General features: G+C 66.0%; 21 protein-coding genes. 13 read left to right on the top strand and 8 right to left on the bottom strand.

From position 1 onward, the window contains the following. Positions 1-5: 5 nt before the first annotated feature. Positions 6-803, bottom strand: coding sequence for a bifunctional demethylmenaquinone methyltransferase/2-methoxy-6-polyprenyl-1,4-benzoquinol methylase UbiE (gene ubiE, locus LC062_RS16140; RefSeq protein WP_263625741.1), 798 nt, complete (start codon positions 801-803; stop codon positions 6-8). Between the two features lie 293 nt (positions 804-1,096). Here ubiE and mutM point away from each other — a divergent pair, with 293 nt between their 5' ends. The 9 genes from mutM to rpsL all read left to right on the top strand — a co-directional run bounded on the left by mutM (position 1,097) and on the right by rpsL (position 12,377). Further along, the gene (gene mutM, locus LC062_RS16135; RefSeq protein ID WP_224912059.1) at positions 1,097-2,026 is read left to right on the top strand and encodes a bifunctional DNA-formamidopyrimidine glycosylase/DNA-(apurinic or apyrimidinic site) lyase; all 930 of its coding nucleotides are present in this window, start codon (positions 1,097-1,099) and stop codon (positions 2,024-2,026) included. 169 nt (positions 2,027-2,195) lie between these two features. Beyond that, on the top strand, positions 2,196-2,969 hold the full coding sequence (locus tag LC062_RS16130) for an enoyl-CoA hydratase (RefSeq protein WP_224912058.1): 774 nt from the start codon (positions 2,196-2,198) through the stop codon (positions 2,967-2,969). Positions 2,970-3,158: 189 nt separating this feature from the next. Next, positions 3,159-3,425 (top strand): 30S ribosomal protein S20, encoded by a 267-nt coding sequence (gene rpsT, locus LC062_RS16125; protein WP_224912057.1) that lies wholly within the window; start codon positions 3,159-3,161, stop codon positions 3,423-3,425. A 1,212-nt stretch (positions 3,426-4,637) separates the two neighbouring features. Further along, positions 4,638-6,113 (top strand): chromosomal replication initiator protein DnaA, encoded by a 1,476-nt coding sequence (dnaA, locus tag LC062_RS16120; RefSeq protein ID WP_404829738.1) that lies wholly within the window; start codon positions 4,638-4,640, stop codon positions 6,111-6,113. Positions 6,114-6,314: 201 nt separating this feature from the next. Next, positions 6,315-7,433, top strand: a complete 1,119-nt coding sequence (gene dnaN / locus LC062_RS16115) for a DNA polymerase III subunit beta (RefSeq protein WP_224912056.1) — start codon at positions 6,315-6,317, stop codon at positions 7,431-7,433. Between the two features lie 44 nt (positions 7,434-7,477). Further along, positions 7,478-8,617, top strand: coding sequence for a DNA replication/repair protein RecF (gene recF, locus LC062_RS16110; RefSeq protein ID WP_224912055.1), 1,140 nt, complete (start codon positions 7,478-7,480; stop codon positions 8,615-8,617). Between the two features lie 24 nt (positions 8,618-8,641). Next, positions 8,642-9,259 carry a LysE family translocator gene (locus LC062_RS16105; protein ID WP_224912054.1) on the top strand — a complete coding sequence of 206 codons (618 nt, stop codon included), beginning with the start codon at positions 8,642-8,644 and terminating at the stop codon, positions 9,257-9,259. Positions 9,260-9,434: 175 nt separating this feature from the next. Then, the gene (gyrB, locus tag LC062_RS16100; protein ID WP_224912053.1) at positions 9,435-11,888 is read left to right on the top strand and encodes a DNA topoisomerase (ATP-hydrolyzing) subunit B; all 2,454 of its coding nucleotides are present in this window, start codon (positions 9,435-9,437) and stop codon (positions 11,886-11,888) included. Between the two features lie 117 nt (positions 11,889-12,005). Beyond that, positions 12,006-12,377, top strand: coding sequence for a 30S ribosomal protein S12 (gene rpsL, locus LC062_RS16095; protein WP_181761627.1), 372 nt, complete (start codon positions 12,006-12,008; stop codon positions 12,375-12,377). Positions 12,378-12,679: 302 nt separating this feature from the next. On the opposite strand, the gene LC062_RS16090 is transcribed toward rpsL, so the two are convergent. The 7 genes from LC062_RS16090 to LC062_RS16060 all read right to left on the bottom strand — a co-directional run bounded on the left by LC062_RS16090 (position 12,680) and on the right by LC062_RS16060 (position 19,097). Next, positions 12,680-12,892 carry a hypothetical protein gene (locus tag LC062_RS16090; RefSeq protein ID WP_181761628.1) on the bottom strand — a complete coding sequence of 71 codons (213 nt, stop codon included), beginning with the start codon at positions 12,890-12,892 and terminating at the stop codon, positions 12,680-12,682. A gap of 342 nt (positions 12,893-13,234) precedes the next feature. After that, complete coding sequence (locus tag LC062_RS16085; protein WP_263625753.1) at positions 13,235-13,708, bottom strand: OmpA family protein; 474 nt, start codon at positions 13,706-13,708, stop codon at positions 13,235-13,237. Positions 13,709-13,773: 65 nt separating this feature from the next. Continuing rightward, positions 13,774-14,436, bottom strand: coding sequence for a L,D-transpeptidase (locus LC062_RS16080; RefSeq protein WP_224912051.1), 663 nt, complete (start codon positions 14,434-14,436; stop codon positions 13,774-13,776). Between the two features lie 107 nt (positions 14,437-14,543). Next, complete coding sequence (locus tag LC062_RS16075; protein ID WP_224912050.1) at positions 14,544-16,217, bottom strand: NTP transferase domain-containing protein; 1,674 nt, start codon at positions 16,215-16,217, stop codon at positions 14,544-14,546. Beyond that, on the bottom strand, positions 16,214-16,912 hold the full coding sequence (locus LC062_RS16070) for an XdhC family protein (protein ID WP_224912049.1): 699 nt from the start codon (positions 16,910-16,912) through the stop codon (positions 16,214-16,216). The genes LC062_RS16075 and LC062_RS16070 overlap by 4 nt, the downstream gene beginning before the upstream one ends. Before the next feature lie 94 nt (positions 16,913-17,006). Further along, positions 17,007-17,357, bottom strand: coding sequence for an XdhC family protein (locus LC062_RS16065; RefSeq protein WP_224912048.1), 351 nt, complete (start codon positions 17,355-17,357; stop codon positions 17,007-17,009). A 126-nt stretch (positions 17,358-17,483) separates the two neighbouring features. Further along, entirely contained in the window at positions 17,484-19,097 is a 1,614-nt protein-coding gene (locus LC062_RS16060) for a phosphoenolpyruvate carboxykinase (RefSeq protein WP_224912047.1), read from the bottom strand. Positions 19,098-19,554: 457 nt separating this feature from the next. On the opposite strand from LC062_RS16060, the gene LC062_RS16055 reads away from it, so the two are divergent. The 4 genes from LC062_RS16055 (at position 19,555) to LC062_RS16040 (ending at position 24,215) form a co-directional block, all read left to right on the top strand. Next, on the top strand, positions 19,555-20,958 hold the full coding sequence (locus LC062_RS16055; RefSeq protein WP_224912046.1) for an MATE family efflux transporter: 1,404 nt from the start codon (positions 19,555-19,557) through the stop codon (positions 20,956-20,958). 120 nt (positions 20,959-21,078) lie between these two features. Continuing rightward, positions 21,079-21,777 (top strand): response regulator transcription factor, encoded by a 699-nt coding sequence (locus tag LC062_RS16050; protein ID WP_224912045.1) that lies wholly within the window; start codon positions 21,079-21,081, stop codon positions 21,775-21,777. A gap of 144 nt (positions 21,778-21,921) precedes the next feature. After that, positions 21,922-23,748 (top strand): stimulus-sensing domain-containing protein, encoded by a 1,827-nt coding sequence (locus LC062_RS16045; RefSeq protein WP_404829740.1) that lies wholly within the window; start codon positions 21,922-21,924, stop codon positions 23,746-23,748. After that, positions 23,745-24,215 (top strand): HPr kinase/phosphorylase, encoded by a 471-nt coding sequence (locus LC062_RS16040; protein WP_224912043.1) that lies wholly within the window; start codon positions 23,745-23,747, stop codon positions 24,213-24,215. The genes LC062_RS16045 and LC062_RS16040 overlap by 4 nt, the downstream gene beginning before the upstream one ends. Positions 24,216-24,237: the final 22 nt, after the last annotated feature.

The following is a 24,237-nucleotide window of genomic DNA, read 5'->3' as shown; positions in this document are numbered from 1 at the left end:
GTTTCTCAAATGGCCCAGGCGGAATGGAGGCAGGCGATGCCACCGGAGTAATTGCGATAGGTGACCCGGGAGAACCCGGCCTCGCGGATCATCTCGGCGAAACGCTCCTGATGGGGGAACTTGCGAATCGATTCCACCAGATAGCGATAGGGCTCGCCATCGCCGGTGATGACCCGGCCGATCGCCGGAATGGCGTTGAAGGAGAACTGGTCGTAGATCCGGTCAAGGCCAGCGACATCGACCTGAGAGAACTCCAGGCACAGGAACCGGCCGCCGCGCTTCAGCACCCGGCGTGCCTCGCGCAGCGCCTGGTCGATGCGCGGGACATTGCGGATGCCGAAGGCAATCGTATAGGCGTCGAAGCTGGCATCGGGAAAGGGCAGGTCCTCCGCATTGCCTTCGACGAAGCGAAGCCGATCGGCAAGGCCGGCCTTTTCCGCCCGGTCGCGGCCCACCGACAGCATCGAGCCGTTGATGTCGCAGACGACGGCGTGGGTGGCGGCGCCGCCCTGGTTGACGATCCGGGTGGCGATGTCGCCGGTGCCGCCGGCCACGTCGAGCACCTTGAACCGGCGCCCTTGCGCGCGCGGCGGGGCCAGGGCCGCGACCATGGCGTCCTTCCACAGCCGGTGCATACCGCCGGACATCAGGTCGTTCATCAGATCGTAGCGGTCCGCCACCTGGTGGAAGACGTCGTTGACGAGCGTCTGTTTCTGCTCGCGCGCCACGTTGCGAAAGCCGAAGCTTGTCGCCATTTCCGGCCCGCGCGTGCGCGACCGGTCGCCCTGCGTGCTGCCCGTCATGTTCGGTCTCCGCTGAGGTTGTCCGGCCGTATGCCAGACCGATTGTTTCCGGACGGGTGCCCTGGTCAGAGCCAAGCCTCGTCCCGTCCGCCGATGCCTTACAGCATTTTGCCCAAGAGGTCACGAAGCCACCTGCTTTCCCCTGGCGGCTGCGGCAATCCGCCAGCGGCCCGATGGTCCTTGAAGGGCAGTTTTCCCCGGGGCTTGCTTCCTGTATGCACGGTCCTGAGGTCGGCGACACAGCACAGGCGGCGGCGCCGCGTGGCTGGCGGAACAGGGGGAGGCCATCAATCATGCCCGAGTTGCCCGAGGTCGAAACGGTTCGCCGTGGTCTTGCGCCGGTGTTCGAGGGGGCCGAGATCGCCAGCGTCTCGCAAAACCGGCCCGATCTGCGCTTTCCCTTCCCCGAGGATTTCGCCGCGCGGCTGACCGGCCGGCAGGTGGTGTCGCTCGGGCGGCGGGCGAAATACCTGCTTGCAGATCTCGACGATGCGGCGGTGCTGGTGATGCATCTGGGCATGTCCGGCGCCTTCCGCATCGAAACCGGGGAACCCGGCGCGTCGCCGGCGGCGCCTGTCCCGGATCTCGGCGCCTTCCGGGTCTATCCCCCTGCCGAGGCGCGCGCCCATGATCATGTGGTGTTTCATCTGCTGTCGCCGACCGGCGCGGGCACGCGGGTTCCGATGCGCATCGTCTATAACGACCCCCGCCGCTTCGGCTTCATGACCCTGATCGAGCGCAGCGCGGTGGAAACGCACCCCTATTTTGCCAAGCTCGGGGTGGAGCCGACTGGCAACCAGCTCGATGCGGAGCTGTTGGCCGCGCGCCTTGCCGGCAAGGCGACCTCGCTCAAGGCGGCGCTGCTGGACCAGCGGGTGATCGCCGGGCTCGGCAATATATATGTGTGCGAGGCGCTCTATCGCTCCGGCTTGTCGCCGACCCGCGCCGCCGGCAGTCTCGTCACCGCCAGGGGGCGGCCGACAGCCGCCGCCGAACGGTTGGCGGTCGCCATCCGCGAGGTGATCGCCGAGGCGATTGCCGCCGGCGGCTCCACCTTGCGCGACCATCGCCAGGCCGATGGCTCGCTTGGCTACTTCCAGCACAGCTTTGCGGTCTATGGCCGGGAGGGGGAGCCCTGTCGCACCCCCGGCTGTACCGGAACCATTGCCCGCATGGTCCAGGGCGGGCGGTCGACCTTCTACTGTCCACGTTGTCAGAAGTAGCCAGAATCCGGAAGCGACCTCGATGAGGGGGGGGGGCGTCCCGGGGCCGGTGCGGGCCCTTGTGCGGACTGGCCGAAGGGCGCGGTTGCGACGGCTTCGCGCATCCGCTACCCCTAGTCGCTGTAGCAGGAGCGGCGTCGGTGCCGCGCAAGATCCGCCGGGAGGTCTCATGGGATACGAGAATATTCAGGTCGAGAAGCGAGGCCGCGTCGGCCTTGTTACGCTGCATCGGCCGAAGGCGCTGAATGCGCTGAATTCCGCCTTGATCGCGGAGCTGAACACGGCGCTTGCCCAGTTCGAAGGCGACGACAAGATCGGCTGCGTGGTGCTGACCGGCTCCGAAAAGGCCTTTGCCGCCGGTGCCGATGTCAAGGAGATGAGCACGCTCTCCTTCGTCGAGGCCTATACCAACGACTTCATCACCAGTTGGGATCAGGTCTCGCGCTTCCGCAAGCCGATCATTGCCGCGGTCGCCGGCTATGCGCTCGGCGGCGGCTGTGAGCTGGCGATGATGTGCGATTTCATCCTGGCGGCGGACAATGCGCGGTTCGGCCAGCCGGAGATCACCCTTGGCGTGATGCCCGGCGCGGGCGGCAGCCAGCGGCTGACCCGCTTCGTCGGCAAGTCCAAGGCGATGGAAATGTGCCTGACCGGGCGGATGATGGATGCTGCCGAAGCGGAACGTTCCGGGCTGGTCAGCCGGGTGCTGCCGGTGGACGAACTTGTCGACGAGGCGCTGCGGGTGGCGGAAAAGATCGCCGATTTCTCCATGCCCATCGTGATGATGACCAAGGAGAGCGTCAACCGCGCCTATGAGACGACCCTTGCCGAGGGCGTGCGGTTCGAACGGCGGATGTTCCACTCCATGTTCGCGACGGAAGACCAGCAGGAGGGCATGATGGCCTTCGTCGAAAAGCGGGCGCCGCAGTTCAAGAACCGCTAGGCGGCGGATTAGCTGGCCGTCGGGGCGGTTTTCGCATTGACGGCGGCCAGGTGTCCGACTATAAGCCTTGTCGACCGGTGGCGGCTCGTTTCGCCGCCGCTTTCGTTTGGCAGAGCTGGTTTCTCCAGGGTTCCTGTTGGGAGCCGCTTCGGCCAGACACAGTGTTCACGTAACGCATCAGGACAGATAATGGCCAACACCCCTTCGGCCAAGAAGGCGGCGCGGAAGATCGAGCGTCGCACGGCCATCAACAAGGCCCGCCGGACTCGGGTGCGCACGCACCTGCGCAAGGTCGAGGAAGCGATCGCTTCCGGTGACCAGTCGGCGGCGAATGACGCTCTCAAGACCGCGCAGCCCGAGCTGATGCGGGCCGTGACCAAGGGTGTCTTTCATCGGAACATGGCGGCCCGGAAGATCTCCCGGCTGAACGCCCGGATCAAGGCGCTCAGCGCCTGATATTTCCGACCCGCGCGAATTCAAGAACCCGGCCCTTCGGCCGGGTTTTTCTTTAGCCGGTACCTGCACGTCCTGCGCGTACCCGTCTAAATATTACCTTCGATTCGATGTGGCCGCGCGGATCCGCAATTGTCACGGAAAGATAAATAAAAACAATGAGATACATAGAGGTAGCTGCGGCGCTTCCGGCTCAATGCGCGTTTGCCGGGAGTCAAGATCGATCTGTTAATTTTTTTTTTGATGCACATGTTTGTTGTTGGTTTCCCGCGTGAAGGGCGCAAAACACGTTGAGTCCAAACGCCTTCCAAAAGCCCTTTCAAGCGGGGTGCGGTGAATCAACCTTGGCCGCATGGTGCTGGTTAATGCTTCGGTAACCATGTCCTGTTGCAGGCCGTCTGGGGCATGTGTATGTTCTTTTCATCGGGCGCCCGCCCGGGTAAATCGAACAAGAAAAAACGCGAGGGCCTCTGGAAGAGCAATGCTATATTTGTGCCGAAAATCAGATAGCGCAATGTATCATGTGTTCTCAGGGTCCCTGTATGGTGGATCCTGTGATTTGAGGCTGGAAAGTCTCATTTCTTCCGGCTAACTGGCGACATCCATTACATTCTGACGTTTTTCAGCTTGCTGAAGTCTTTCAGCAAGGGGTGGGTTATTTTGTCTGGTCAAGGTGAATATCACGCGTGGCCGGTATGTCCGATGAGGGGGCTGACCCTGAGCGGGGGAACCCGTAAAGGGGAGGCGGAATGTTCGGTCGACCAAACGTCGGGTCTTCCTAGCGGAATGACGGACGGGCCGGTCGATTGGCAGGAAGGTGCGACGATGAGGGGCTTGACGATGACAGCGCAATGGACTTTCTGTGCCGCTCCGGCGAGGTCGACCGCACTGCGGACCTTGCCATGACCTGAGCGCGAGGATTTTCCCCGGCGCACGCCGGCGCGGGATCCGCAGCCGATCACGACATAACTCCCGGGTCACATCGGCACCGGGCGAGACAGGGGCTAACGCCCTGATCGCCTGAGTATTTCCGGTGACAGGACCTGAAGGGAAACAAGGCAACGGGGCAGGGTTCTCCCGCCCCGACGGCCGATGTCGCGCTTGCGACAGACACCAGACACCGCATGCGCGGTGAACACACATGGGCCAAAACGGCGGCAACACGCGACGGGATCTGCGGCGGCGGACAAACCCGTTGGCATTGGAGGCGACACGATGAACTTGCAGGAACTGCCGGCACCCGAAATGACAGGGGCGGATCACTGGACCCGCGTGAAGAAGCGCCTTCGGGCCGAGCTGGGTGAGGATGTGTTCTCGAGCTGGTTTGCCCGGGTGGACCTGGAAGACCATGCGGATGGCACGGTGCGCCTGTCGGTGCCGACCCGGTTCCTCAAGCAGTGGATCCAGTCGCATTACCACGAGCGCCTGGTCGGCCTCTGGAAACATGAATGCGCGGATGTGCATCGCATCGAGCTGACCGTGCGCGGCGCGGTCCGGGCCCGGCCAGCGAACTCCGCGACCGCCGCCCGGTCCCTGTCGCCGGCAGCGCGCCCGGTTGCCGGCTCCGCCTCGATGACCGTGGTCGATGGCGGCCGCTCCCAGCCCCGGCCGGTGAGCGCGGCTCGCCCGAGCCCGGCGCAGGAGACCCGTGACGGTCTGGAAGGCGCCTCGCTCGACCCCAAATACACCTTCGCCTCCTTCGTGGAGGGCGAATCCAACGCGCTCGCGCTTGCCGCCGCGCGGCAGATCGCCACCGCCAGCGCCGTGACCTTCAATCCGCTCTACGTTCACGCCTCCGTCGGCCTCGGCAAGACCCATCTGATGCAGGCGGTCGCCGCCGAGGCAAAGGCCGCCGGTCGCCGGGTCCTGTACCTCACCGCCGAGCATTTCATGTATCGCTTCGTCGCCGCGCTGAAGGCGCAGTCGGCGCTGGCGTTCAAGGAGACCCTGCGGACCATCGATCTTCTCCTGATCGATGACATGCAGTTCCTGCACGGCAAGCAGGTGCAGCAGGAATTCTGCCATACCCTCAATGCGTTGATTGATGGCGCCCGCCAGGTTGTGGTCGCCGCCGATCGTCCGCCTTCAGATCTCGAAACCCTGGACGATCGGGTGCGTTCGCGCCTGGCCGGCGGCCTGGTGGTGTCGATCTCTGAGCCGGATTTCGGCCTGCGCCGGGCGATTCTCGGCAATCGGGTGGAGACGGTGCGCCGGGCCCATACCGGCTTTGCCATTCCCGAAAGCGTGCTCGATTACGTGGCGCGGCATGTGGGCAACTCCGGCCGCGACCTTGAGGGGGCTCTCAACCGCCTGATCGCCCATAACCAGCTCACCAGCCAGCCGGTGACCCAGGAGATGGCCGAGGCCACCTTGCGTGATCTGGTGCGCAACACCGAGCCGCGCCGGGTGAAGATCGAGGACATCCAGCGGGTGGTGTCGAAGCACTACAATGTGTCGAAGGCGGACCTCCTGTCGGCCCGGCGCACCCGCACCATCGTCCGCCCGCGTCAGATCGCCATGTTCCTGGCGAAGATGATGACGCCGCGCTCGCTGCCGGAAATCGGCCGGCGGTTCGGCAACCGCGATCACACCACCGTGCTGCATGCGGTGCGCAAGATCGAGGAAATGAGCCGGGCCGACGCCAATCTGGCACAGGAAATCGACCTGCTGCGGCGCATGCTCGACGCCTGACGCGCAAGAGGGATGACCGGCAGCCGGCGCGGGGCAGATGAGCCCGCGCCGATTCGCCCTTTGTGGTGGCTGTCATGGCGTTGCAACCGCTCTTGCTTTTCCCTCAGCTTGCGGGCAGTGTCGATGCCCGTTTCGCTGTCGCGAACTCCTCCCCACATACGCGGCTTGTGACCGCCGCCGCATCGGATGACGGACGATACAATGAAAGTGACTCTTGAGCGGACCGACCTCCTGAAGTCCCTGACCCATGTGCATCGTGTCGTCGAGCGCCGGAACACCATCCCGATCCTGTCGAATGTGCTGCTGCGCTGCGATGGCGGTCAGCTCGCTCTCAAGGCGACCGACCTCGATCTGGAGATTTCCGAGCAGATTCCGGCGCATGTGGAACAGCCGGGCGCGACCACCGTGCCCGCGCACATGATCTACGACATTGTGCGCAAGCTGCCCGAGGGCGCGCAGGTCTCGCTGGAGACCTCCGGCGACAATGCCACGCTGGAGCTGCGGGCCGGCCGCTCGCGCTTTGCCCTGCAGATGCTGCCGGAAGCCGATTTTCCGGACATCACCGCCGGGGAGTTCAGCCACGCCTTTACCCTGACCGGGCGGGATCTGCGGCTGATCATCGATTCGACCCAATTCGCGATTTCCACCGAGGAAACCCGCTACTACCTGAACGGCATCTACATGCACACGGTGACGACCGAGGCGGGCGAGCGGTTCCGCGGTGTCGCCACCGACGGTCATCGCCTTGCCCGTGCCGAGGTTCCCGCACCTGCCGGCGCCTCGGGCATGCCGGGGATCATCGTGCCGCGCAAGACCGTGGGCGAGATGCAGAAACTGCTGGAGGATCCGGAAGCCGAGGCGCGGGTCGAGATTTCCGAGGCGAAGATCCGCATCACCACCGGCAATGTGGTGTTGACCTCCAAGCTGATCGACGGAACCTTCCCCGACTACGGTCGGGTCATTCCGCAGAACAACGACAAGACGATGCTGGTCGATCGCGATGACTTCAAGGCCGCGGTCGATCGCGTGTCGACCATTTCGTCCGAGCGCGGCCGGGCCGTCAAGCTGGCCATTTCCGAGGGCCGGATGGTGCTGACCGTGATCAATCCCGATTCCGGTTCGGCGACCGAGGAAGTTGCGGTCGATTATGACTCCGATCCGCTGGAGATCGGCTTCAACTCCCGCTATCTGCTTGAAATCACGGGGCAGCTTCGTGGAGATACGGCCAGCTTCTCCTTCGCCGATGCGGGCGCGCCGACCCTGATTCAGGACCAGGGCGCCGAGGACACGCTCTATGTGCTCATGCCGATGCGGGTCTGACGGCCGCCTGACGTCGTGACGCGGCGGCTGACGGGGCGCGCGCCATGAGCGGGCCGGTCCATGTGGCGCTGCGCCGCCTCGCCCTGACGAATTTTCGCAACTACGAGACGTTTTCGCTGACGCTGGAGGCGCCGCTGGTGGCCTTCGTCGGCGAGAACGGTGCCGGCAAGACCAATCTGCTCGAAGCGGTGTCGCTGCTGACCGCCGGGCGGGGCTTGCGCCGGGCGCCGCTTGGCGAGATCGCCCGCAAGGGCTCCGCCGGCGACTGGACGGTCTCGGCGCTCGTTGATGGGCCGCAGGGTGAAACCCGCATCGGGGTCGGCCATCGGCCCGGCGAGACCGGTCGGCGCATTCGCATCGACGGGACGGACGCGCGCAATTCCGAGCAGCTTCTCGATTATCTGCGGGTTCTCTGGTTGTTGCCCTCGATGGATGGGCTGTTCACCGGGCCGGCCGGGGATCGGCGCCGGTTTCTCGACCGGTTCGTGCTGGCGGTCGATCCCGGGCATGGCCGGCGCGTCGCCGATCTGGAAAAGACCCTGCGGGCCCGCAATCGTCTGCTCGACGGCAATGGTGCGCCGGAGTTTCTCGATGCGGTCGAGGCGCAGCTTGCCCCGCTGGCGGTGGCCGTGTGCTTCGCCCGGCGCGAGACCGTGGCGCTGCTCGCCGAGCGGGTCGCCGCCCAGGCCGGGTTGGGGCTGCCCTTTCCGCAGGCGGGCATCAGCCTGGAGGGGCCCTTCGAGGAGGAGGCCGATGCCTGTGCCGCTGGTGATCTGGAAGACCGCTACCGCGCCCGGCTGGCCGAGACGCGCCGGCGCGATCGCGCCGCCGGCCGCACGCTCGATGGGCCGCACCGGTCGGATCTGAAGGTGCATCATCTGGCCAAGGACATGCCGGCCGGGCTGGCCTCCACCGGTGAGCAGAAGGCCCTCTTGATCGGTCTGGTACTCGCCCATGCGGAGGTAACCGCCGCCATGTCCGGAATGACGCCGCTGTTGCTGCTGGACGAGGTGGCGGCCCATCTCGACCCGAACCGCAGGGCAGCACTGTTTGCCCGGCTTGCCGAGCTGGGGCCGCAGGTGCTGATGACCGGCACGGATCCGCTGCTTTTTTCCGCCCTGCCGCACGAAAGCGCGGTATTTCAGGTCGCCAGCGGCAGCGTCACACCCTATAGTCCGGGCTGAAAAATCAAGGACTGTCTCAACCCCATGGATATCACCGCCCTGATCGTCTTCGCATCGGCGCTCTTCGTGGCTGCCGTCATTCCCGGTCCGGGCATCGCGGCGATTGTCGCGCGCGTTCTGTCCCGTGGCCGCGATGGCGCTCTGGCCTTCTGCTTCGGTGTTGCCCTCGGGGATGTGATCTGGCTCGGCCTGGCCGTTGCCGGGCTGGCGGTGGTGGCCAACACCTTCGCCACCGTTTTTCTCGCGATCAAGTACCTCGGCGCTGCCTATCTGGTGTATCTTGCGTGGAAGATGTGGCGGGCGCCGGCCGATGCGGGCCTGGCAAGCGTGGTCCGCCCGGCGAGTGAAAGCCGGCTCAATCTGGTGTTCGGCGGTCTGGCGGTCACACTCGGGAACCCCAAGGTGATCGTGTTCTATCTGGCCCTCTTGCCGAACATCATCGCCCTGGAGACGGTGACCGTGCTCGGCTATGTCGAACTCAGCGCGGTCACCTTCGCGGTGCTGGCGGTGGTGCTCGGTGGCTATTGCCTGCTGGCGGAGCGGGCACGCGGGCTGATGTCGAGCCCGCGGGCGGTCCGGCTGCTCAATCGTGTGGCCGGCTCGGTGATGGCCGGCGCGGCGGTGGCGATCGCCACCCGCTGACGTGGCGCAAAGGCTCATCCTGCCGCCTTGCAAAGCCCGCACGGCGCCTTTTGGGTGCGTATCGGAAATAGCGGCGATGGTGGGCCGTGCCCGGCGAAAGCCGGGGTTGGTTGAACAGGTGTGTGAAGCCCGTATAACGGTTCTTCAACAGTGATCCAGCGAGTAACTGATTCGAATGAGTGATACCCCGATGACCGGCGATCCCGCCTCGCAGCCCGCCCCCGACGCCGATGAATATGGCGCCGGCTCGATCAAGGTTCTGAAGGGCCTCGATGCGGTGCGCAAGCGGCCGGGCATGTATATCGGTGACACCGATGATGGCTCGGGCCTGCATCACATGGTCTATGAGGTGGTGGACAACGCCATCGACGAGGCGCTGGCCGGTCATGCCGACCGGGTGACGGTGACACTCAATGCCGATGGTTCGGTCACCGTGAGCGACAACGGCCGTGGCATTCCGACGGATCTGCATCCGGAGGAAGGGGTTTCGGCGGCCGAAGTGATCATGACCCAGCTCCACGCGGGCGGGAAGTTCGACCAGAATTCCTACAAGGTCTCCGGCGGTCTGCACGGCGTGGGCGTGTCGGTGGTCAATGCCCTGTCCTCCTGGCTGGAGCTCAGGATCTGGCGCAACGGGCGCACCCATACCATGCGCTTCGAGGATGGCGAGGCGGTGGCGCCGCTGGCCGACGCCGGGCCGGCGGAGGGCAGGAAGGGCACCGAGGTGACCTTTCTTCCATCGACGGAAACCTTCACCAGGACCGAGTTTGATATCGGCACCCTTGAACATCGCCTGCGGGAACTGGCGTTCCTCAACTCCGGCGTTCGCATCTTGTTGACCGACCGGCGCGGCGTCGAGGAGAGCGTGGTCGAACTCTATTACGATGGCGGTCTGGAAGCCTTCGTGCGCTATCTCGACCGGGCCAAGCACCCGCTGGTGGAAGACCCGGTGGTGATGCGGGCCGAACGCGATGGCATCACCGTGGAGGCGGCACTGTGGTGGAACGACAGCTACCACGAGCAGGTGCTGTGCTTCACCAACAACATTCCGCAGCGTGATGGCGGCACCCATCTGGCCGGTTTCCGCGCGGCCCTGACCCGGCAGATGACCGGCTATGCCGACCGCTCCGGCCTGCTGAAGAAGGAAAAGGTGTCGCTGACCGGCGACGACTGCCGCGAGGGGCTGACCTGCGTGTTGTCGGTCAAGGTGCCGGATCCGAAATTCTCCTCCCAGACCAAGGACAAGCTGGTTTCCTCCGAGGTCCGTCCGGTGGTCGAAAACGTCATCAATGCGACGCTCTCGACCTGGCTGGAGGAAAATCCCGCTCATGCCAAGGTCCTGGTTTCGAAGGTGGTCGAGGCGGCCAGCGCCCGCGAGGCGGCGCGCAAGGCGCGCGAGCTGACCCGACGCAAGGGTGCGCTCGATGTGGCCTCGCTGCCCGGCAAGCTTGCCGATTGTCAGGAGCGCGATCCGGCCAAGGCCGAATTGTTCCTGGTGGAGGGCGATTCCGCCGGTGGCTCCGCCAAGCAGGGCCGCAGCCGCGAGAATCAGGCGATTCTCCCCTTGCGCGGCAAGATCCTCAACGTGGAGCGGGCCCGGTTCGACAAGATGCTGTCGTCGAACGAGATCGGCACGCTGATCACCGCGCTGGGCACCGGCATCGGCGCCGAGGAATTCAACCTCGAAAAGCTGCGCTATCACAAGATCATCATCATGACCGACGCCGACGTCGACGGCGCGCATATCCGCACGCTGCTGTTGACGTTCTTCTTCCGGCAGATGCCGTCGCTGATCGAGAACGGGCATGTCTTCATTGCCCAGCCGCCGCTCTACAAGGTCAAGCGCGGCAATTCCGAGCAGTATCTGAAGGATCAGGAGGCGCTGGAAAACTACCTGATCGACGCGGGACTTGAAGATTGCGCGCTCACCCTTGCCAATGGCGAGGTGCGCATCGGTCAGGATCTGCGCGACGTGGTGGAGAAGGCGCGGGTCGTCTCCGGCATCCTCGACGGGCTGCACACCCGCTACGATCGCGGTGTTGTCGAGCAGGCGACCATTGCCGGCGCGCTCAATGCCCAGGTGCATCACGATCCGGAGAAGGCGCGGGAGGCGGCCGCCTATATCGCCCGGCGGCTCGATATCCTGGCCGATGAGTTCGAGCGCGGCTGGGTCGGGGAAGCGCGGGAGGATGGCGATCTTGTCTTCACCCGCACCGTGCGCGGTGTGGAAGAGGTGGCGACGATCGACGCGGCGCTGCTCGGCTCCGCCGATGCCCGCAAGCTCGATGCGCGTGCCGCTCAGTTGCAGGAGGTCTTCATCAAGGCGGCCACCTTGTCGCGCAAGGGGGTAAGCCTGCCCATTCGCGGGCCCCGGGCGCTCTTGGAGGCCGTCTTCGCCCAGGGACGCAAGGGCATCTCCCTGCAGCGCTACAAGGGCCTTGGCGAGATGAATGCCTCCCAGCTCTGGGAAACGACCCTCGATCCGAACGCCCGTTCCCTCCTGCAGGTCAAGGTGCGCGAGGCCGATGCCGCCGACGATATCTTCACCAAGCTGATGGGGGACGACGTGGATCCGCGCCGGACCTTCATTCAGGACAACGCGCTTTCGGTCGCGAATCTCGATGTCTGATCCTTTGCGGGCGAAGTTTTCGCCCGCAACGGCAAAGACCCTTTGACAAAGCCGGCCGCTGCCCCTATACGAAGCGGCCAAGACAGCAATCTCCTCAAAAACAAGCCGTATCGCACAATGCCGACAATCAATCAGTTGGTTCGCCAGAACCGCAAGCCTATCGTCAAGAAGTCCAAGACGCCCGCTCTGAACGGAAATCCGCAGAAGCGCGCCGTCTGCACTCGCGTCTACACCACGACGCCGCGTAAGCCGAACTCGGCTCTGCGTAAGGTCGCTCGTGTGCGCATGACCAATGGCAACGAAGTGACCGCCTACATTCCGGGCGAAGGTCATAATCTCCAGGAACACTCCGTCGTGCTCGTTCGCGGCGGCGGCCCGAACGACCTTCCGGGTGTGCGCTACCGCGTGATCCGCGGCGTGCTCGACACCCAGGGCGTCAAGGATCGTAAGAAGCGTCGTTCGCTCTACGGCTCCAAGCGGCCGAAGTAAGCACCAGCTTTTGTTTCTGGGTAGACCTGCTGCGACAATGCCCTCGGCTTCGGCCGGGGGTTTTTCGCGTCTGGCTCTTGCCTGCCACTCCCGTCGGATAGCCTCTGGGCCTCCCGCACGCGACGGTGCGCACGCCCGGCAGCGGCGAGGATGGCCGCCTCGACCGTAGACCTGTCTGGCCACTGCCGCCCGGGGCTGGCCGCGTTCATCAGGCGCTGGACATCAAAAAAGCCGCCCACGCGATCCGCGGGCGGCTTTTTTGATGGTCTCGGCCTCCGGCCGAGCGCCGGAACGTCTTGTCTTCAGGCGGCGATGCGCTTCTGCGCCCGGAAGGCGACCGGGGCGTTCTCGCGGTTGCGACGACGCTCTTCCGGCGAGATGTAGACAAGCGCGCGGTGCTCGTCGCAGTAGGAAACGCCCGGCTCGACGCGGTTGCTGCAGGGGAAGGAATAGTTGCCGCCGGTGCCTTCGGCCCATTTGCATTGCCCGGAGCGGGGCAGACGAAGATCGGTCATGAGTGCATCCCGTTGGTGTGGCCATCCGGCGGGCGTTGAAACCCGCGTCACGCCAACGGCGTGGGATGAGCGCTTGAACGACCGGCGAACCCGTATGGCGCCAGTTCAAAAAAACCAGAGACCTGTAATATAAGTGTCATGCTGCACTGCGGCAAGCTTGGCCTCGGTATAGGTGCCATGCTTGCACTGCAGTGCAACAATCCGGCGGCGATGGGAAACGCCGGCAATGATCGCGTGGAGCCTGGTCGGAGCTCTTTCGGCAATACGGAAAGAACTCAAGCCCTTCTTGTCAAATGCATGCTCCTGTCCAAGAACCCGCAGAGGCTATGCGGAGGACAGGCGTCAGTCCTTGTTCTCGCGCAGGTTTGTCACGGTACGCCGGTTTTGCGCCTGGCATTCCTGCTCGGGGCAATCGCGAACCTTGCGCTGGGTGCCATAGCCCTTGGCCCAAAGGCGGCGTGGATCGACGCCCTTGCCGATCAGATAGGCCATGGTGGCGTTTGCCCGGCGGGTCGACAGGGCCGTGTTATCGGCGGCGTTGCCCGGGTCGTCGGCGAAGCCCTGGATCTTGGCGTACCAGGCCGGGTTTTCCTGGAGCCAGGCGGCCTGCTTGTCGAGCGTCATGCGGGCGGTGTCGTCGATCTCCGCCGATCCGGCACTGAAATAGGTGCGCCGCCCGACATTCAGCATGAAGGCTTCTTCGCTGCCGGGGGCGATTCTGGCGAAGCCGATTGCCGGTGCGTTGGTCACATCCGGGGTGGCGACCTGCTCGGTGGTGTTGCAGCCCGCCAGAAGGGCAGCGCAAGCGGTCAGCATCAGGGCCTGTTTCACCCTGCTGGTGGCACGTGACGTCACGATGAAATGCTCCCTGAGATCGGTGGTCAGCCTTTACGGGATCCGGGGCCGGATCCGGCGCCAAGGTGTTCCAGCACCAGAACGCGGGTGCCCATCGGGCAGCGTTGGTACAGATCGACGATATCTTCCGGGAACATGCGAATGCAGCCGGAGGAGACGTCCGAGCCGATGCTCCAGGGCTCGAGCGTGCCGTGCAGACGGTAGCCGGTGTCGCCACCGCTGTCGTTGTAAAGGTACAGGGCGCGCGGTCCGAGCGGATTGTTCGGTGCCCCGCCCTGGACGAGGCGCGGCAGGTCCGGCTGACGCTTCAGCATGTCGGGTGGCGGCACCCAGCGCGGCCACAGCGCCTTGCGCTTGATCTGGGCGCGGCCGTACCACTTGAAGCCATCCCGGCCCACACCGACCCCGTAGCGCAGGGCGGTGTTGTTCTCCCAGATCCAGTAGAGATAGTGGTTGCGGGTGTCGATGACGACCGTGCCCGCCGGCTCTTCGGAATAGTATTTGACCATCTGCCGTTGCAGATGCGGCTTGATCACCTTGAAATTGGTGCGCCGGTAGGAAAAGCCGTTGTCGGCTGTGGCCCCGTCGAACCATTTGGACGACGCCAGTGCCGGCACCGGCAGGCTTGCCGCTGCCAGCAGGGCACCGGCGCCGGTAAGCACACAGCGTCGCGACGGATGGCTGCTCATGCCGTTCTCCCCCCTCGGTCAGTCTGACCGGTTCAACTCAAGCGGGTCAATCGTGACCGCAGTCGATCTCTGAGTCGGGGATATTACGGTTCATTCCGGCGCAAAGGTCAATCCTTGGCCGTCTCCTGTCCGTCGGTTTTGGCCCCGGCCGCAGCCAGTTCGGCAGCGGTATCAAGGTCGAGCCGCGCGGGCGGACCGATCTCCACCTCGGCGCGCTGGTCGTGATATCGCTCGATCAGGGCGCGGGCGCCGACGTCACCTTCCAGTTGCGTGAGCGCATCGAAGAAGGCGCGATCCCAGAGGACCGGATTGCCCCGCTTGCCCGCGGCCGTCGCGACCACGATGGGCTTGCCGGCCTCGGGCGCATAGGCGGCGATCATCCGGTCGATGGCCTCCGGCGTGATGCCCGGCATGTCGGCAAGCAGGATCAGCACCGCGTCGGCGTCCGGCGGCAGGGCGGCGATACCGGTGCGGATCGAGCTGGCCATGCCGTCGGCGTGATCCGGATTATGAGCAAGGACAAGGTCCAGGCCGGCCAGCGCCGCGCCCACAGCTTCGGCCATATGGCCGGTGACGACGGTCAGGGAGGAAACGCCGCTGGCGAGGGCCGCCTCGGCGGCGATGCGCACCAGCGGTTCGCCATCAAGCCGCGCCAGCAGCTTGTTGGTCTCGCCGGCACGGGTGGAACTGCCGGCCGCCAGCAGGATTGCGGCGACCTTGCGCGGCATCGGTGTGGGGTGAGCGAGGGCGCTGCCGCCGCCACCTGTCTCCGCTTTCGCTGCGGCCGCCGCCGCGCGCGGTTGCGGCCGCGTGCCGATCTCCATCAGCAACCCGCCAACGCCAAGGCCGGTGATGTCTTCCGGCCGAACCGGCAGATCGGCCATCAGCCGGTCGAGAACCCAGTCGAAGCCGTTTTCCCTGGGGCTGCGGGCACAGCCCGGGGCGCCAAGCACCGGCACGCCCGAGAGCTCACCGACAAGCAGCAGGTTGCCCGGGTCCACCGGCATGCCGAAATGCACCACCGTGCCGCCGGCGGCCTCGATCGCCGCCGGGATCACGTCCTTGCGGTCGACAATGGCCGAGGCGCCGAACACCAGCAGCATCTCCGCACCCTGAGCGGCAAGCGCCGTTAGTGCCGCGGCGACCGCCGCTGGATCATGGGCGACGCGCTCCTCGCCGATCATCGTCGATCCGGAAACGGCAAGCCGCGCCTCGGTGATGCGGCGGGTCTTGTCGAGAACGGAGGGCTTCAGATGCGGCAGCTGGGTGGCCACCAGCCCGACCTTGCGCGGGCGGAAGGGGGCGAGGCGTACGGCCCCACGCGCGGCCGCCTCGGCGCGGGCGACAAGCGGTTCGGCGACGGCAAAGGGAATGATCTTGGCGGTCGCCACCATCCGTCCCCGGGTGACCCGGGCGAAGGCGGGCAAGGTCGCAAGGGTGATCGCCGGGTCGATCCGGTTGGCCGCATTGACGGCTGGGGCATCGACCAGGAGCAGGCCGTCTTCCGCCGCAAAGAGGTTGACCCGGCCGGTAAAGGCGGGATCGAGACGCAGCCCGCCACCATCGACGGCCCGGGCAAGCCGCTCGGCGGCTGCATCCTCATGGCAATCGCCGGGCTCCAGCCGGGCAACGATGACCTCGGCAATGCCCGCCGCCGCGATCAAGGCGATGTCGGCCGCACTGAGGTGTTGTCCTTTGCGGAAGGTGGCGCCGTCAAGGCGCAGCGAATGGGCGAGCAGTGCCCCTTCGGCGTCGGCTGTGGCCACCGGACCGAATTTCACGACCGGGCCTCCGGTTCCTTGCGCAGCGCGGCAATGACATTCGCCAGCACCGCGACGGCGATCTCCGCCGGGGAGGCAGCGCCGATATCGGCACCAATCGGCGCATCGATCCGGGCAAGGTCGGCGGCGGTGACACCGACCTCCGCCAGCCGCTCCGCCCGCTTGCCATGGGTCTTGCGGCTGCCGAGCGCCCCCACATAGAAGCAGTCGGCGGCCAGCGCGGCCTGAAGCGGAAAGTCATCGATCTTCGGGTCGTGGGTGAGGGCCGCCAGCGCGGTGTAGGCATCGAGCGGTCGGCTTGCCAAAACGTCTTCCGGCCAGTCGGCGCAAAGCGCGGTCCCGGGGAACCGCTCCTCGGTGGCAAACGCCGTACGCGGATCGATCACGGTGACATCGAAGCCGGCCATGGTGGCCATCGGCACCAGCGCCTGACTGATGTGCACGGCGCCGATGATGACCAGCCGGGGCGGCGGCACGCTGACCGTCAGGAACAGGCGCTGGCCCTCGGCCGTCTCGATCAGCCCCGATTTTCCGGACCGGAACCGGCGGGCCAGCTCCGTTGCCAGCGGGTCGTCGGCGGGGGCTTCGCCGCGCCGGACCAGGCGCTGGGCGCCGCTGCCCAGATCGGTAACCAGAATGGCGGCGCGGCGGCCCTCGCGCGCCTCATTGAGCTGGGAGAGAAGGTGAAGATCCATGAATCAGATCCGCTCAGGCAGGTGTTGCGGGTCGGGCTGTGCTGGCAACGATCCGCCAGCGGCGGGAATGTTGGGGGAAGACCGGCGTGCGGTATCAGCGGTGGGGGGCGGCCTCGACCGGCTCCACATAGACGCGAATGCGTCCACCGCAGGACAGGCCGACCCGCCAGGCGGTCTCATCGGCGACGCCGAATTCGAGAATGGTCGGGGTGCCGCTGTCGATCACGTCGGCGGCCTCGGCGACCACCGCCCCTTCGACGCAACCGCCGGAGACGGAGCCTTCGAAATTGCCTTCGGAATCGATCACCAGATGAGCGCCGACCGGTCGCGGAGCCGAGCCCCATGTCTCGATCACCGTCGCCAGGGCGACCTTACGTCCAGCCCGGCTCCAGCCTTCGGCGAGCAGCAGCGGATCGTCAGGGGAAGTAATCTGGTCTGTCGGCATGATGGCATCCTCCACGCCAGCCAATATAGGCCGGCCCGCGCGCCGGGGACAGGGGAGAGATGCCGCAGGTTGTGAGGCGCCCATCCGCCGAAACCCGAGTGGGTCGGCGGATGGGCGGGGCCGATGTTACTCGGCGGCAGAGCGGATCGACGGCGCGGCGGCGAGGACGGCCTCGTCCACATGCGCCTCGAAGATCGCGAAGTTGCTGACGAACATGTCGACCAGCTTGGCCGCCTGTGCATCATAGGCGGCCGCATCGCTCCAGGTGGAACGCGGGTCGAGGATCGAGGTGTCGACCCCCGGGACGGCGACCGGAACGGCAAAGCCGAAGTTCGGGTCCGTGCGCAGCTCCACCTTGCGCAGCGATCCGTCGAGCGCGGCGGAGAGCAGCGCACGGGTCTCGCGAATCGGCATCCGGTGGCCGGTGCCATAGGCACCGCCGGTCCAGCCGGTGTTGACCAGCCAGCAGTCGACCCCATGGGCGGCGATCAGCTCACGCAGCAGGTTGCCGTACTCGGACGGGTGGCGCGGCATGAAGGGGGCGCCAAAGCAGGTGGAGAAGGTGGCCTGCGGCTCGGTGACGCCCTTTTCCGTGCCGGCGACCTTGGCGGTGTAGCCGGAGAGGAAATGGTACATCGCCTGGGCCGGGGTCAGCTTGGCGATCGGCGGCAACACGCCGAAGGCGTCCGCCGTCAGCATGATGATGTTCTTCGGCTGCGGTGCCCGGCCCGTGGCGCTGGCGTTGGGGATGTAGTTGATCGGATAGGCGCAGCGGGTGTTCTCGGTCTTCGAGCCGTCGTCGAAGTCGGGAACATGGGTCACGTCATCGAGCACCACGTTTTCCAGCACCGTGCCGAAGCGCTGGGCGGCGGCATGGATCTCCGGCTCGGCCTCGGCCGACAGCTTGATGGTCTTGGCGTAGCAGCCGCCTTCGAAGTTGAAGACACCGTCCTTGCCCCAGCCGTGCTCGTCGTCGCCGATCAGCGTGCGGGTCGGGTCGGCGGACAAGGTGGTCTTGCCGGTGCCGGACAGGCCGAAGAACACGGCGGTGTCGCCAGCGTCGCCCACGTTGGCCGAGCAGTGCATCGGCATCACGCCCGCAGCCGGCAGCAGGAAGTTGAGCATGGAGAAGACCGACTTCTTCATCTCGCCCGCGTAGGAGGTGCCGGCGATCAGCACGATCTTGCGGGTGAAGTCGCAGGCGATCACCGTTTCCGTGCGGCAGCCATGGCGCGCCGGATCCGCCTGGAAGCTCGGCAGGTCGATGATCGTCATCTCGGGGGCGAAATCGGCCAGCTCGCTCCGGTCGGGCCGGATCAAGAGATTGCGGATGAACAGCGAGTGCCAGGCATATTCGGTGAAGACGCGCACCTTGATGCGCTGCTCGGGATCGGCGCCGCCGTAAAGGTCCTGGGCAAACAGCTCCATGCCCTTGGCGTGGGCCTGCATGTCGGCCAGCAGCGTGTCGAAGGCTTCGCCGCTCATCCGGGCGCTATTGTCCCACCACACGGTGTCCCGGGTGGTGTCGTCCTCGACGACGAACTTGTCCTTGGGCGAGCGGCCGGTATGGACACCGGTCTCAACCACGAGCGCGCCCTGATCGGCGAGCACCGCCTCGCCGCGCCGGATGGCGTGCTCGTAGAGCGCGGGGGCGGTCAGATTGTGAAAAAGGCCCCCAAGCTCCTTCAGCCCGCACATGTCGTCGTGCCGCGAAGGAGACTCTACACCCTGTTCAGCCATGTTTCCGAAGTCCTTGTTTGCGTTTCACCGGCTTCGCCTCCGCTTGCGCGGCATGCCCGGCCGTGGCCCGGCGCGGCGTTACCCGCTCCCCGTCCATAGGTGGATAGCCGCAGCCGGTTGATCCGGCGCGGCACCAAGTTTCGTTTTGAGCAATTCGAACCTAGAGGATGGGCCCTGCCGCAACAAGGACTACGGCACCCCCACGCGGGAGGCTAAATCGATTAAATTTCGGGGATGGTGAAATTTAGGGAGTTTACCCGGCAAACCGCCGGTTTCTGAGCCGGCGAATCCCACTTCAAGGAGGTCACGGAGGTGTCGGGACACATCCGGGCGCCCCTGTCGGTATCGACCAGGCCTGAAGGGGGTTGTGGCGGTCCCTGCCTTGTGGATACTGGCAGGAACGCGGGTGAGTTGTGGGCCCGCGCTTCTTCCGTCACCCCGATCTCGTGGACGCTGCATGACAGCCTTTGCCGTTCCCGCGCCGGCTTCGCTCGGCCGCCATCTCTCGCGCACCGTCGAACTGGCGCTGCCGATCATCATGGCCCGCGCGGCGCTGATCGTCATGTTCACCGTCGATACGGTGATGGTCGGCCGGGCAGGATCGGAACAACTGGCGTTCTTCGGTCTGGGCGTTGCCCCGCAGCTCACATTGATGATGATCGCCGTCGGCGCGCTGCAGGCGACCGCCGTGCTGGTGGCCCAAGCCGCGGGCGCCGGTGCGCCGGAACGGGCCGGCGCGGTTCTGCGCACCGCCGTTCTGCATGCGCTGGCCCTGGGAGTGGCGGTGCTGCTGCTGTCGCAGTTTGCCCGGGCGCTGTTTCTGGCGATCGGTCATCCGCCGGAACTTGCCGCCGGGGCGGGCACGGTGTCGGTGATGTTCGGCCTTGGCCTGCCGGGAACCCTCTTGTTCATCGCCTGCAACCTGTTCATGGAGGCGACGGGGCGGCCGAAGACCGGCATGGCGATCATGCTGGTCGCCAACATGCTGAACATTCCGTTGAATGGCGTTCTTGGCCTTGGCTGGGGCGATCTGGTTGCGCCCATGGGCGCCGAAGGGGTGATGCTGGCCTCCTCGATCCTGCGCACGGCGGCCGGGATTTTCATCGCCGCCCTGCTGGTCCGGCAGGCCCGCCGGGCGGATGGCTTCCGCATCCTGTCAGGTGACGCCGGCCGCTCCATGCTGGCGGAGGCGCTGTCAGGGGAGCCGGCGCGTCGGCTGCGCCGCCTCGGCCTGCCGATGGGGCTGGCGCAGGGGACGGAAAGCGCGGCCTTCGCCACCGTGGTGATGATGGCCGGGCTGATCGGCACCGTGGAACTGGCCGCCTATCAGACGGTGATGACGCTGGTGACGCTGGCCTTCATGATGGCCATTGGCACCGGCGGGGCCACCGCGATCCGGGTCGGCCACGCGGTCGGCGAGGGCCACCGGGAAAACGCCCGGCGGGCAGGCTTCGCCGGTATCGCGCTCGGTGCCTTGTGGCCGGTGCCGGTGTCGGTTGCCTTCCTGCTGGTCCCCGACCGGGTCGCCGCGCTGATCACCGAGGATCCGGCGACCATTGCCGCGGCTGCCGCGGCGCTGCAGGTGGCCGCCTTCATGTTGTCGGCGGATGCGGCGATGGCGGTCACCATCGGCGCCCTGCGGGGTCTGGGAGATGTGTGGTGGCCAACGGCCTTGCAGATCTGCGCCTTCTGGCTGGTCGCCATCCCGATTGCCTGGGCGGGCGGGCTTTATCTGCAGCTTGGCGCGGGTGGGCTGATCGGCGGCCTGATGGCCGGTGTGTTCGTATCGCTCGCCGGCTTGCTTCCGCGTTTTTCCCGCCAGGTCGGCGCGCGTGCTCTTTCTCCCGGTGGGGCCGGCTGAGGCGGCGAGACGGGGATCGAACGGTCTCTTGCGAAGGGGCGTCATAATTTCCGCGCATTTTCACCGCCAAGGCTGGTAAACCAAGTCACGAATGGAACGAAGAGGATCAGGGCACCGATCATGGCGACGATCGCGCTTGTAGACGACGACCGCAATATTCTGACATCGGTCTCTATTGCTCTGGAGAGCGAAGGTTACCGGGTGCACTCCTATACGGACGGCGCTGCGGCCCTTGATCGGCTGATCAGCGAGCCGCCGGATCTGGCGATTTTCGATATCAAGATGCCGCGCATGGACGGCATGGAGCTGCTCAGGCGGCTGCGCCAGAAGTCCGATCTGCCGGTGATCTTCCTCACCTCCAAGGATGATGAGATCGACGAGCTGTTCGGCCTGAAGATGGGCGCCGACGACTTCATCCGCAAACCCTTCTCCCAACGCCTTCTGGTGGAGCGGGTCAAGGCGGTGCTGCGCCGGGTGCAGCCGCGCGATGCGACGGCGGCCAAGCCGGAGAGCGACAAGCTCTTGGAGCGCGGCGATCTGGTGATGGACCAGGAGCGGCACACATCGACCTGGAAGGGAATGCCGGTTACGCTGACGGTGACCGAGTTCCTGATCCTTTACGCGCTGGCGCATCGTCCGGGCGTGGTCAAGAGCCGCAACGCGCTGATGGATGCGGCCTATGACGATCAGGTCTATGTCGACGACCGGACCATCGACAGCCACATCAAGCGTTTGCGCAAGAAATTCAAGCTGGTCGATGACAGTTTCGATATGATCGAGACCCTTTACGGCGTCGGCTACCGGTTCCGGGAAGGCTGAGCAATCGCGTGTTTCCCCGTTTGGGGAAGGCGCGGGAGATCGTGAATGGCCATCGAGGCGCAGACAGGCGAAATGGACGGGACGCCCGGCCCTGACCTCAAGCGCGCGGATCAGCTTGACCGTGCTGCCGGGGGCAAGGCGGCGATGCCGGCTGCGGAGGAGGCCCGCGCGGACGAGCGGGCGGCCGAAGCGGGCGCTCGCGCGCCCGGTGAGCGGTCCGGGCGCTTCCGCACCCTGGGCAATCGCCGGATCCGCCGCCGTCTCCTGAAGCGGACCGGCGGGCTGCTCGGGCCGTACCTGACCTCCTCGCTGACCCGCCGCATCGTCGTGCTCAACCTTGCGGGTCTGTGCGCGCTACTGGTCGGTATCCTCTATCTCAACCAGTTCCGCGCCGGGTTGATCGATGCCAGGGTGCAGAGCCTCCTGACCCAGGGCGAGATTATCGCCGGCGCCATCGCCGCTTCCGCCACGGTGGAGACCGACGTGCTGATGGTCGATCCGGAGCAGCTCCTGCAGCTCCAGGCCGGAGAAAGCCTGTCGCCGGCCGATGGCGCGCGCCTGCTTGACTTCCCGATCAATCCGGAACGGGTGGCGCCGGTGCTGCGGCGGTTGATCTCGCCGACCAAGACCCGCGCCCGGATCTACGATCCGGAAGGCATCCTCATTCTCGATTCGCGCCATCTTTATGCGCGCGGCCAGATCCTGCGGTTCGATCTGCCGCCGCCGACGGCGGAGGAGCCGGGCCTGTGGGAGAAGGTCTGGGCCGATATCAAGCTGTGGTTCCGGCGCGGCGACCTGCCGCTTTATGAGGAAATCGGCGCCGGCAACGGGCGCGCCTATCCGGAGGTGGAGGCCGCGCTTGCCGGCTCGCCGGCCAGTGTGGTGCGGGTGTCGCCGCGCGGGGAACTGATCGTCTCCGTCGCCGTCCCCGTCCAGCGCTTCCGGGCCGTGCTTGGCTCGCTGCTCTTGTCGACCCAGGGCGGTGACATCGATGCCATCGTTCGCGCCGAGCGCATGGCGATCATGCGGGTGTTCCTCGTCGCTGCCGGCGTTACCGTGATGCTGTCGATCCTGCTGGCGGGCACCATCGCCGGGCCGGTCCGCCGTCTCGCCGCCGCCGCCGAGCGGGTGCGCCGGGGCATCAAGTCGCGCGAGGAAATCCCGCAGTTCTCCGACCGTCAGGACGAGATCGGCCATCTGGCGCGGGCGCTGCGGGAGATGACCAATGCGCTCTACAACCGGATGGACGCGATCGAGACCTTCGCCGCCGATGTGGCCCATGAGCTGAAGAACCCGTTGACCTCTCTGCGCAGCGCGGTGGAGACCCTGCCGCTGGCGCGCAATCCAAACTCCCAGGCCCGGCTGATGGAGGTGATCCAGCATGATGTGCGCCGTCTTGACCGGCTGATTACCGATATTTCCGATGCCTCGCGGCTCGATGCGGAACTGGCGCGCGCCGATGCAGGCCTCGTCGATATCGCCGTGTTGCTGCGCGGTGTCTGCGATCTGGCCAACGAGCGCGGCGGGCCGGAGGCGGTGCCGGTGGAGGTAAGCATCACCCCGTCGCGCCGTGATCACCCCTATCGCATCCTCGGGCATGACAGCCGGCTGGCGCAGGTCATCAACAATCTGATCGACAATGCCCGCTCCTTCTCGCCGGAAGGGGCGAGCGTGCGGATCACCGCCAGCCGGGCGGCGGATGCGGTGGTGATCAATGTCGACGACGACGGTCCGGGGGTGAAACCCGATCTTCAGGATCGGATCTTCGAGCGTTTCTACACCGACCGGCCCGATTATGAGGAGTTCGGCAACAATTCCGGCCTTGGCCTGTCGATCTCGCGCCAGATCGTGGAGGCCCATCGCGGCACCATCATGGTCCGTAACCGGGAAGAGGTGGATCCACGCACCGGAGAGCGGCGGGTGTGCGGCGCCCAGTTCGTTATCCGCCTGCCGGCGGAGGACAAGTCATGAGGCCGACGGTTCATGCGTCTTGCGTGCTGGTCGGGGCGGCCGGGGTGTTGCTGCGCGGCGCCTCGGGCGGCGGCAAGTCCCGGCTCGGCGATGAACTGGTGTCGCAGGCCGCCTTGTGGGGGCGATTCGCCCGTCATGTCGCCGATGACCGGGTGATCCTGATCTGCCACGCCGGGCGGCTTTGTGCCGAGGTGCCCCCGCCGATCGCCGGGCGGTGGGAGCGACGCGGCGAGGGTGTCGCCAGGGTGGTGCATGAGCCTCGGGCGGTGGTGCGGCTGATTGTCGATCTGCGCGCGGGCGCGGATATCGACCGCTTTCCGGAGGTGGCGGCCCGCACTGAGCGGCTGTGCGGTGTGTCGGTGCCGCGTCTGGAGCTTCCTCACGAGGATATTCCGCTGGCCGCCTCGCGCATTCTCGGTCACCTGCTGCGGGCCGGTGACGCTTCCTGGTCCGGATCGGCGGGGTGAGCGGCCCGTTCTTCGTCTCGAT

It is taken from the genome of Stappia indica (assembly GCF_020177335.1).
GTDB lineage: Bacteria > Pseudomonadota > Alphaproteobacteria > Rhizobiales > Stappiaceae > Stappia > Stappia indica_B.
Note: the sequence above shows the minus strand (reverse complement) of the source record. Positions and strands in the feature narration are given on the sequence as shown.

Excerpts from the sequence above, each read along its gene's own strand:
- ubiE (WP_263625741.1), bottom strand. The coding sequence starts at position 803 with ATGACGGGCAGCACGCAGGGCGACCGGTCGCGCACGCGCGGGCCGGAA.
- mutM (WP_224912059.1), top strand. The coding sequence starts at position 1,097 with ATGCCCGAGTTGCCCGAGGTCGAAACGGTTCGCCGTGGTCTTGCGCCG.
- LC062_RS16130 (WP_224912058.1), top strand. The coding sequence starts at position 2,196 with ATGGGATACGAGAATATTCAGGTCGAGAAGCGAGGCCGCGTCGGCCTT.
- rpsT (WP_224912057.1), top strand. The coding sequence starts at position 3,159 with ATGGCCAACACCCCTTCGGCCAAGAAGGCGGCGCGGAAGATCGAGCGT.
- dnaA (WP_404829738.1), top strand. The coding sequence starts at position 4,638 with ATGAACTTGCAGGAACTGCCGGCACCCGAAATGACAGGGGCGGATCAC.
- dnaN (WP_224912056.1), top strand. The coding sequence starts at position 6,315 with ATGAAAGTGACTCTTGAGCGGACCGACCTCCTGAAGTCCCTGACCCAT.
- recF (WP_224912055.1), top strand. The coding sequence starts at position 7,478 with ATGAGCGGGCCGGTCCATGTGGCGCTGCGCCGCCTCGCCCTGACGAAT.
- LC062_RS16105 (WP_224912054.1), top strand. The coding sequence starts at position 8,642 with ATGGATATCACCGCCCTGATCGTCTTCGCATCGGCGCTCTTCGTGGCT.
- gyrB (WP_224912053.1), top strand. The coding sequence starts at position 9,435 with ATGAGTGATACCCCGATGACCGGCGATCCCGCCTCGCAGCCCGCCCCC.
- rpsL (WP_181761627.1), top strand. The coding sequence starts at position 12,006 with ATGCCGACAATCAATCAGTTGGTTCGCCAGAACCGCAAGCCTATCGTC.
- LC062_RS16090 (WP_181761628.1), bottom strand. The coding sequence starts at position 12,892 with ATGACCGATCTTCGTCTGCCCCGCTCCGGGCAATGCAAATGGGCCGAA.
- LC062_RS16085 (WP_263625753.1), bottom strand. The coding sequence starts at position 13,708 with ATGCTGACCGCTTGCGCTGCCCTTCTGGCGGGCTGCAACACCACCGAG.
- LC062_RS16080 (WP_224912051.1), bottom strand. The coding sequence starts at position 14,436 with ATGAGCAGCCATCCGTCGCGACGCTGTGTGCTTACCGGCGCCGGTGCC.
- LC062_RS16070 (WP_224912049.1), bottom strand. The coding sequence starts at position 16,912 with ATGGATCTTCACCTTCTCTCCCAGCTCAATGAGGCGCGCGAGGGCCGC.
- LC062_RS16065 (WP_224912048.1), bottom strand. The coding sequence starts at position 17,357 with ATGCCGACAGACCAGATTACTTCCCCTGACGATCCGCTGCTGCTCGCC.
- LC062_RS16060 (WP_224912047.1), bottom strand. The coding sequence starts at position 19,097 with ATGGCTGAACAGGGTGTAGAGTCTCCTTCGCGGCACGACGACATGTGC.
- LC062_RS16055 (WP_224912046.1), top strand. The coding sequence starts at position 19,555 with ATGACAGCCTTTGCCGTTCCCGCGCCGGCTTCGCTCGGCCGCCATCTC.
- LC062_RS16050 (WP_224912045.1), top strand. The coding sequence starts at position 21,079 with ATGGCGACGATCGCGCTTGTAGACGACGACCGCAATATTCTGACATCG.
- LC062_RS16045 (WP_404829740.1), top strand. The coding sequence starts at position 21,922 with ATGCCGGCTGCGGAGGAGGCCCGCGCGGACGAGCGGGCGGCCGAAGCG.
- LC062_RS16040 (WP_224912043.1), top strand. The coding sequence starts at position 23,745 with ATGAGGCCGACGGTTCATGCGTCTTGCGTGCTGGTCGGGGCGGCCGGG.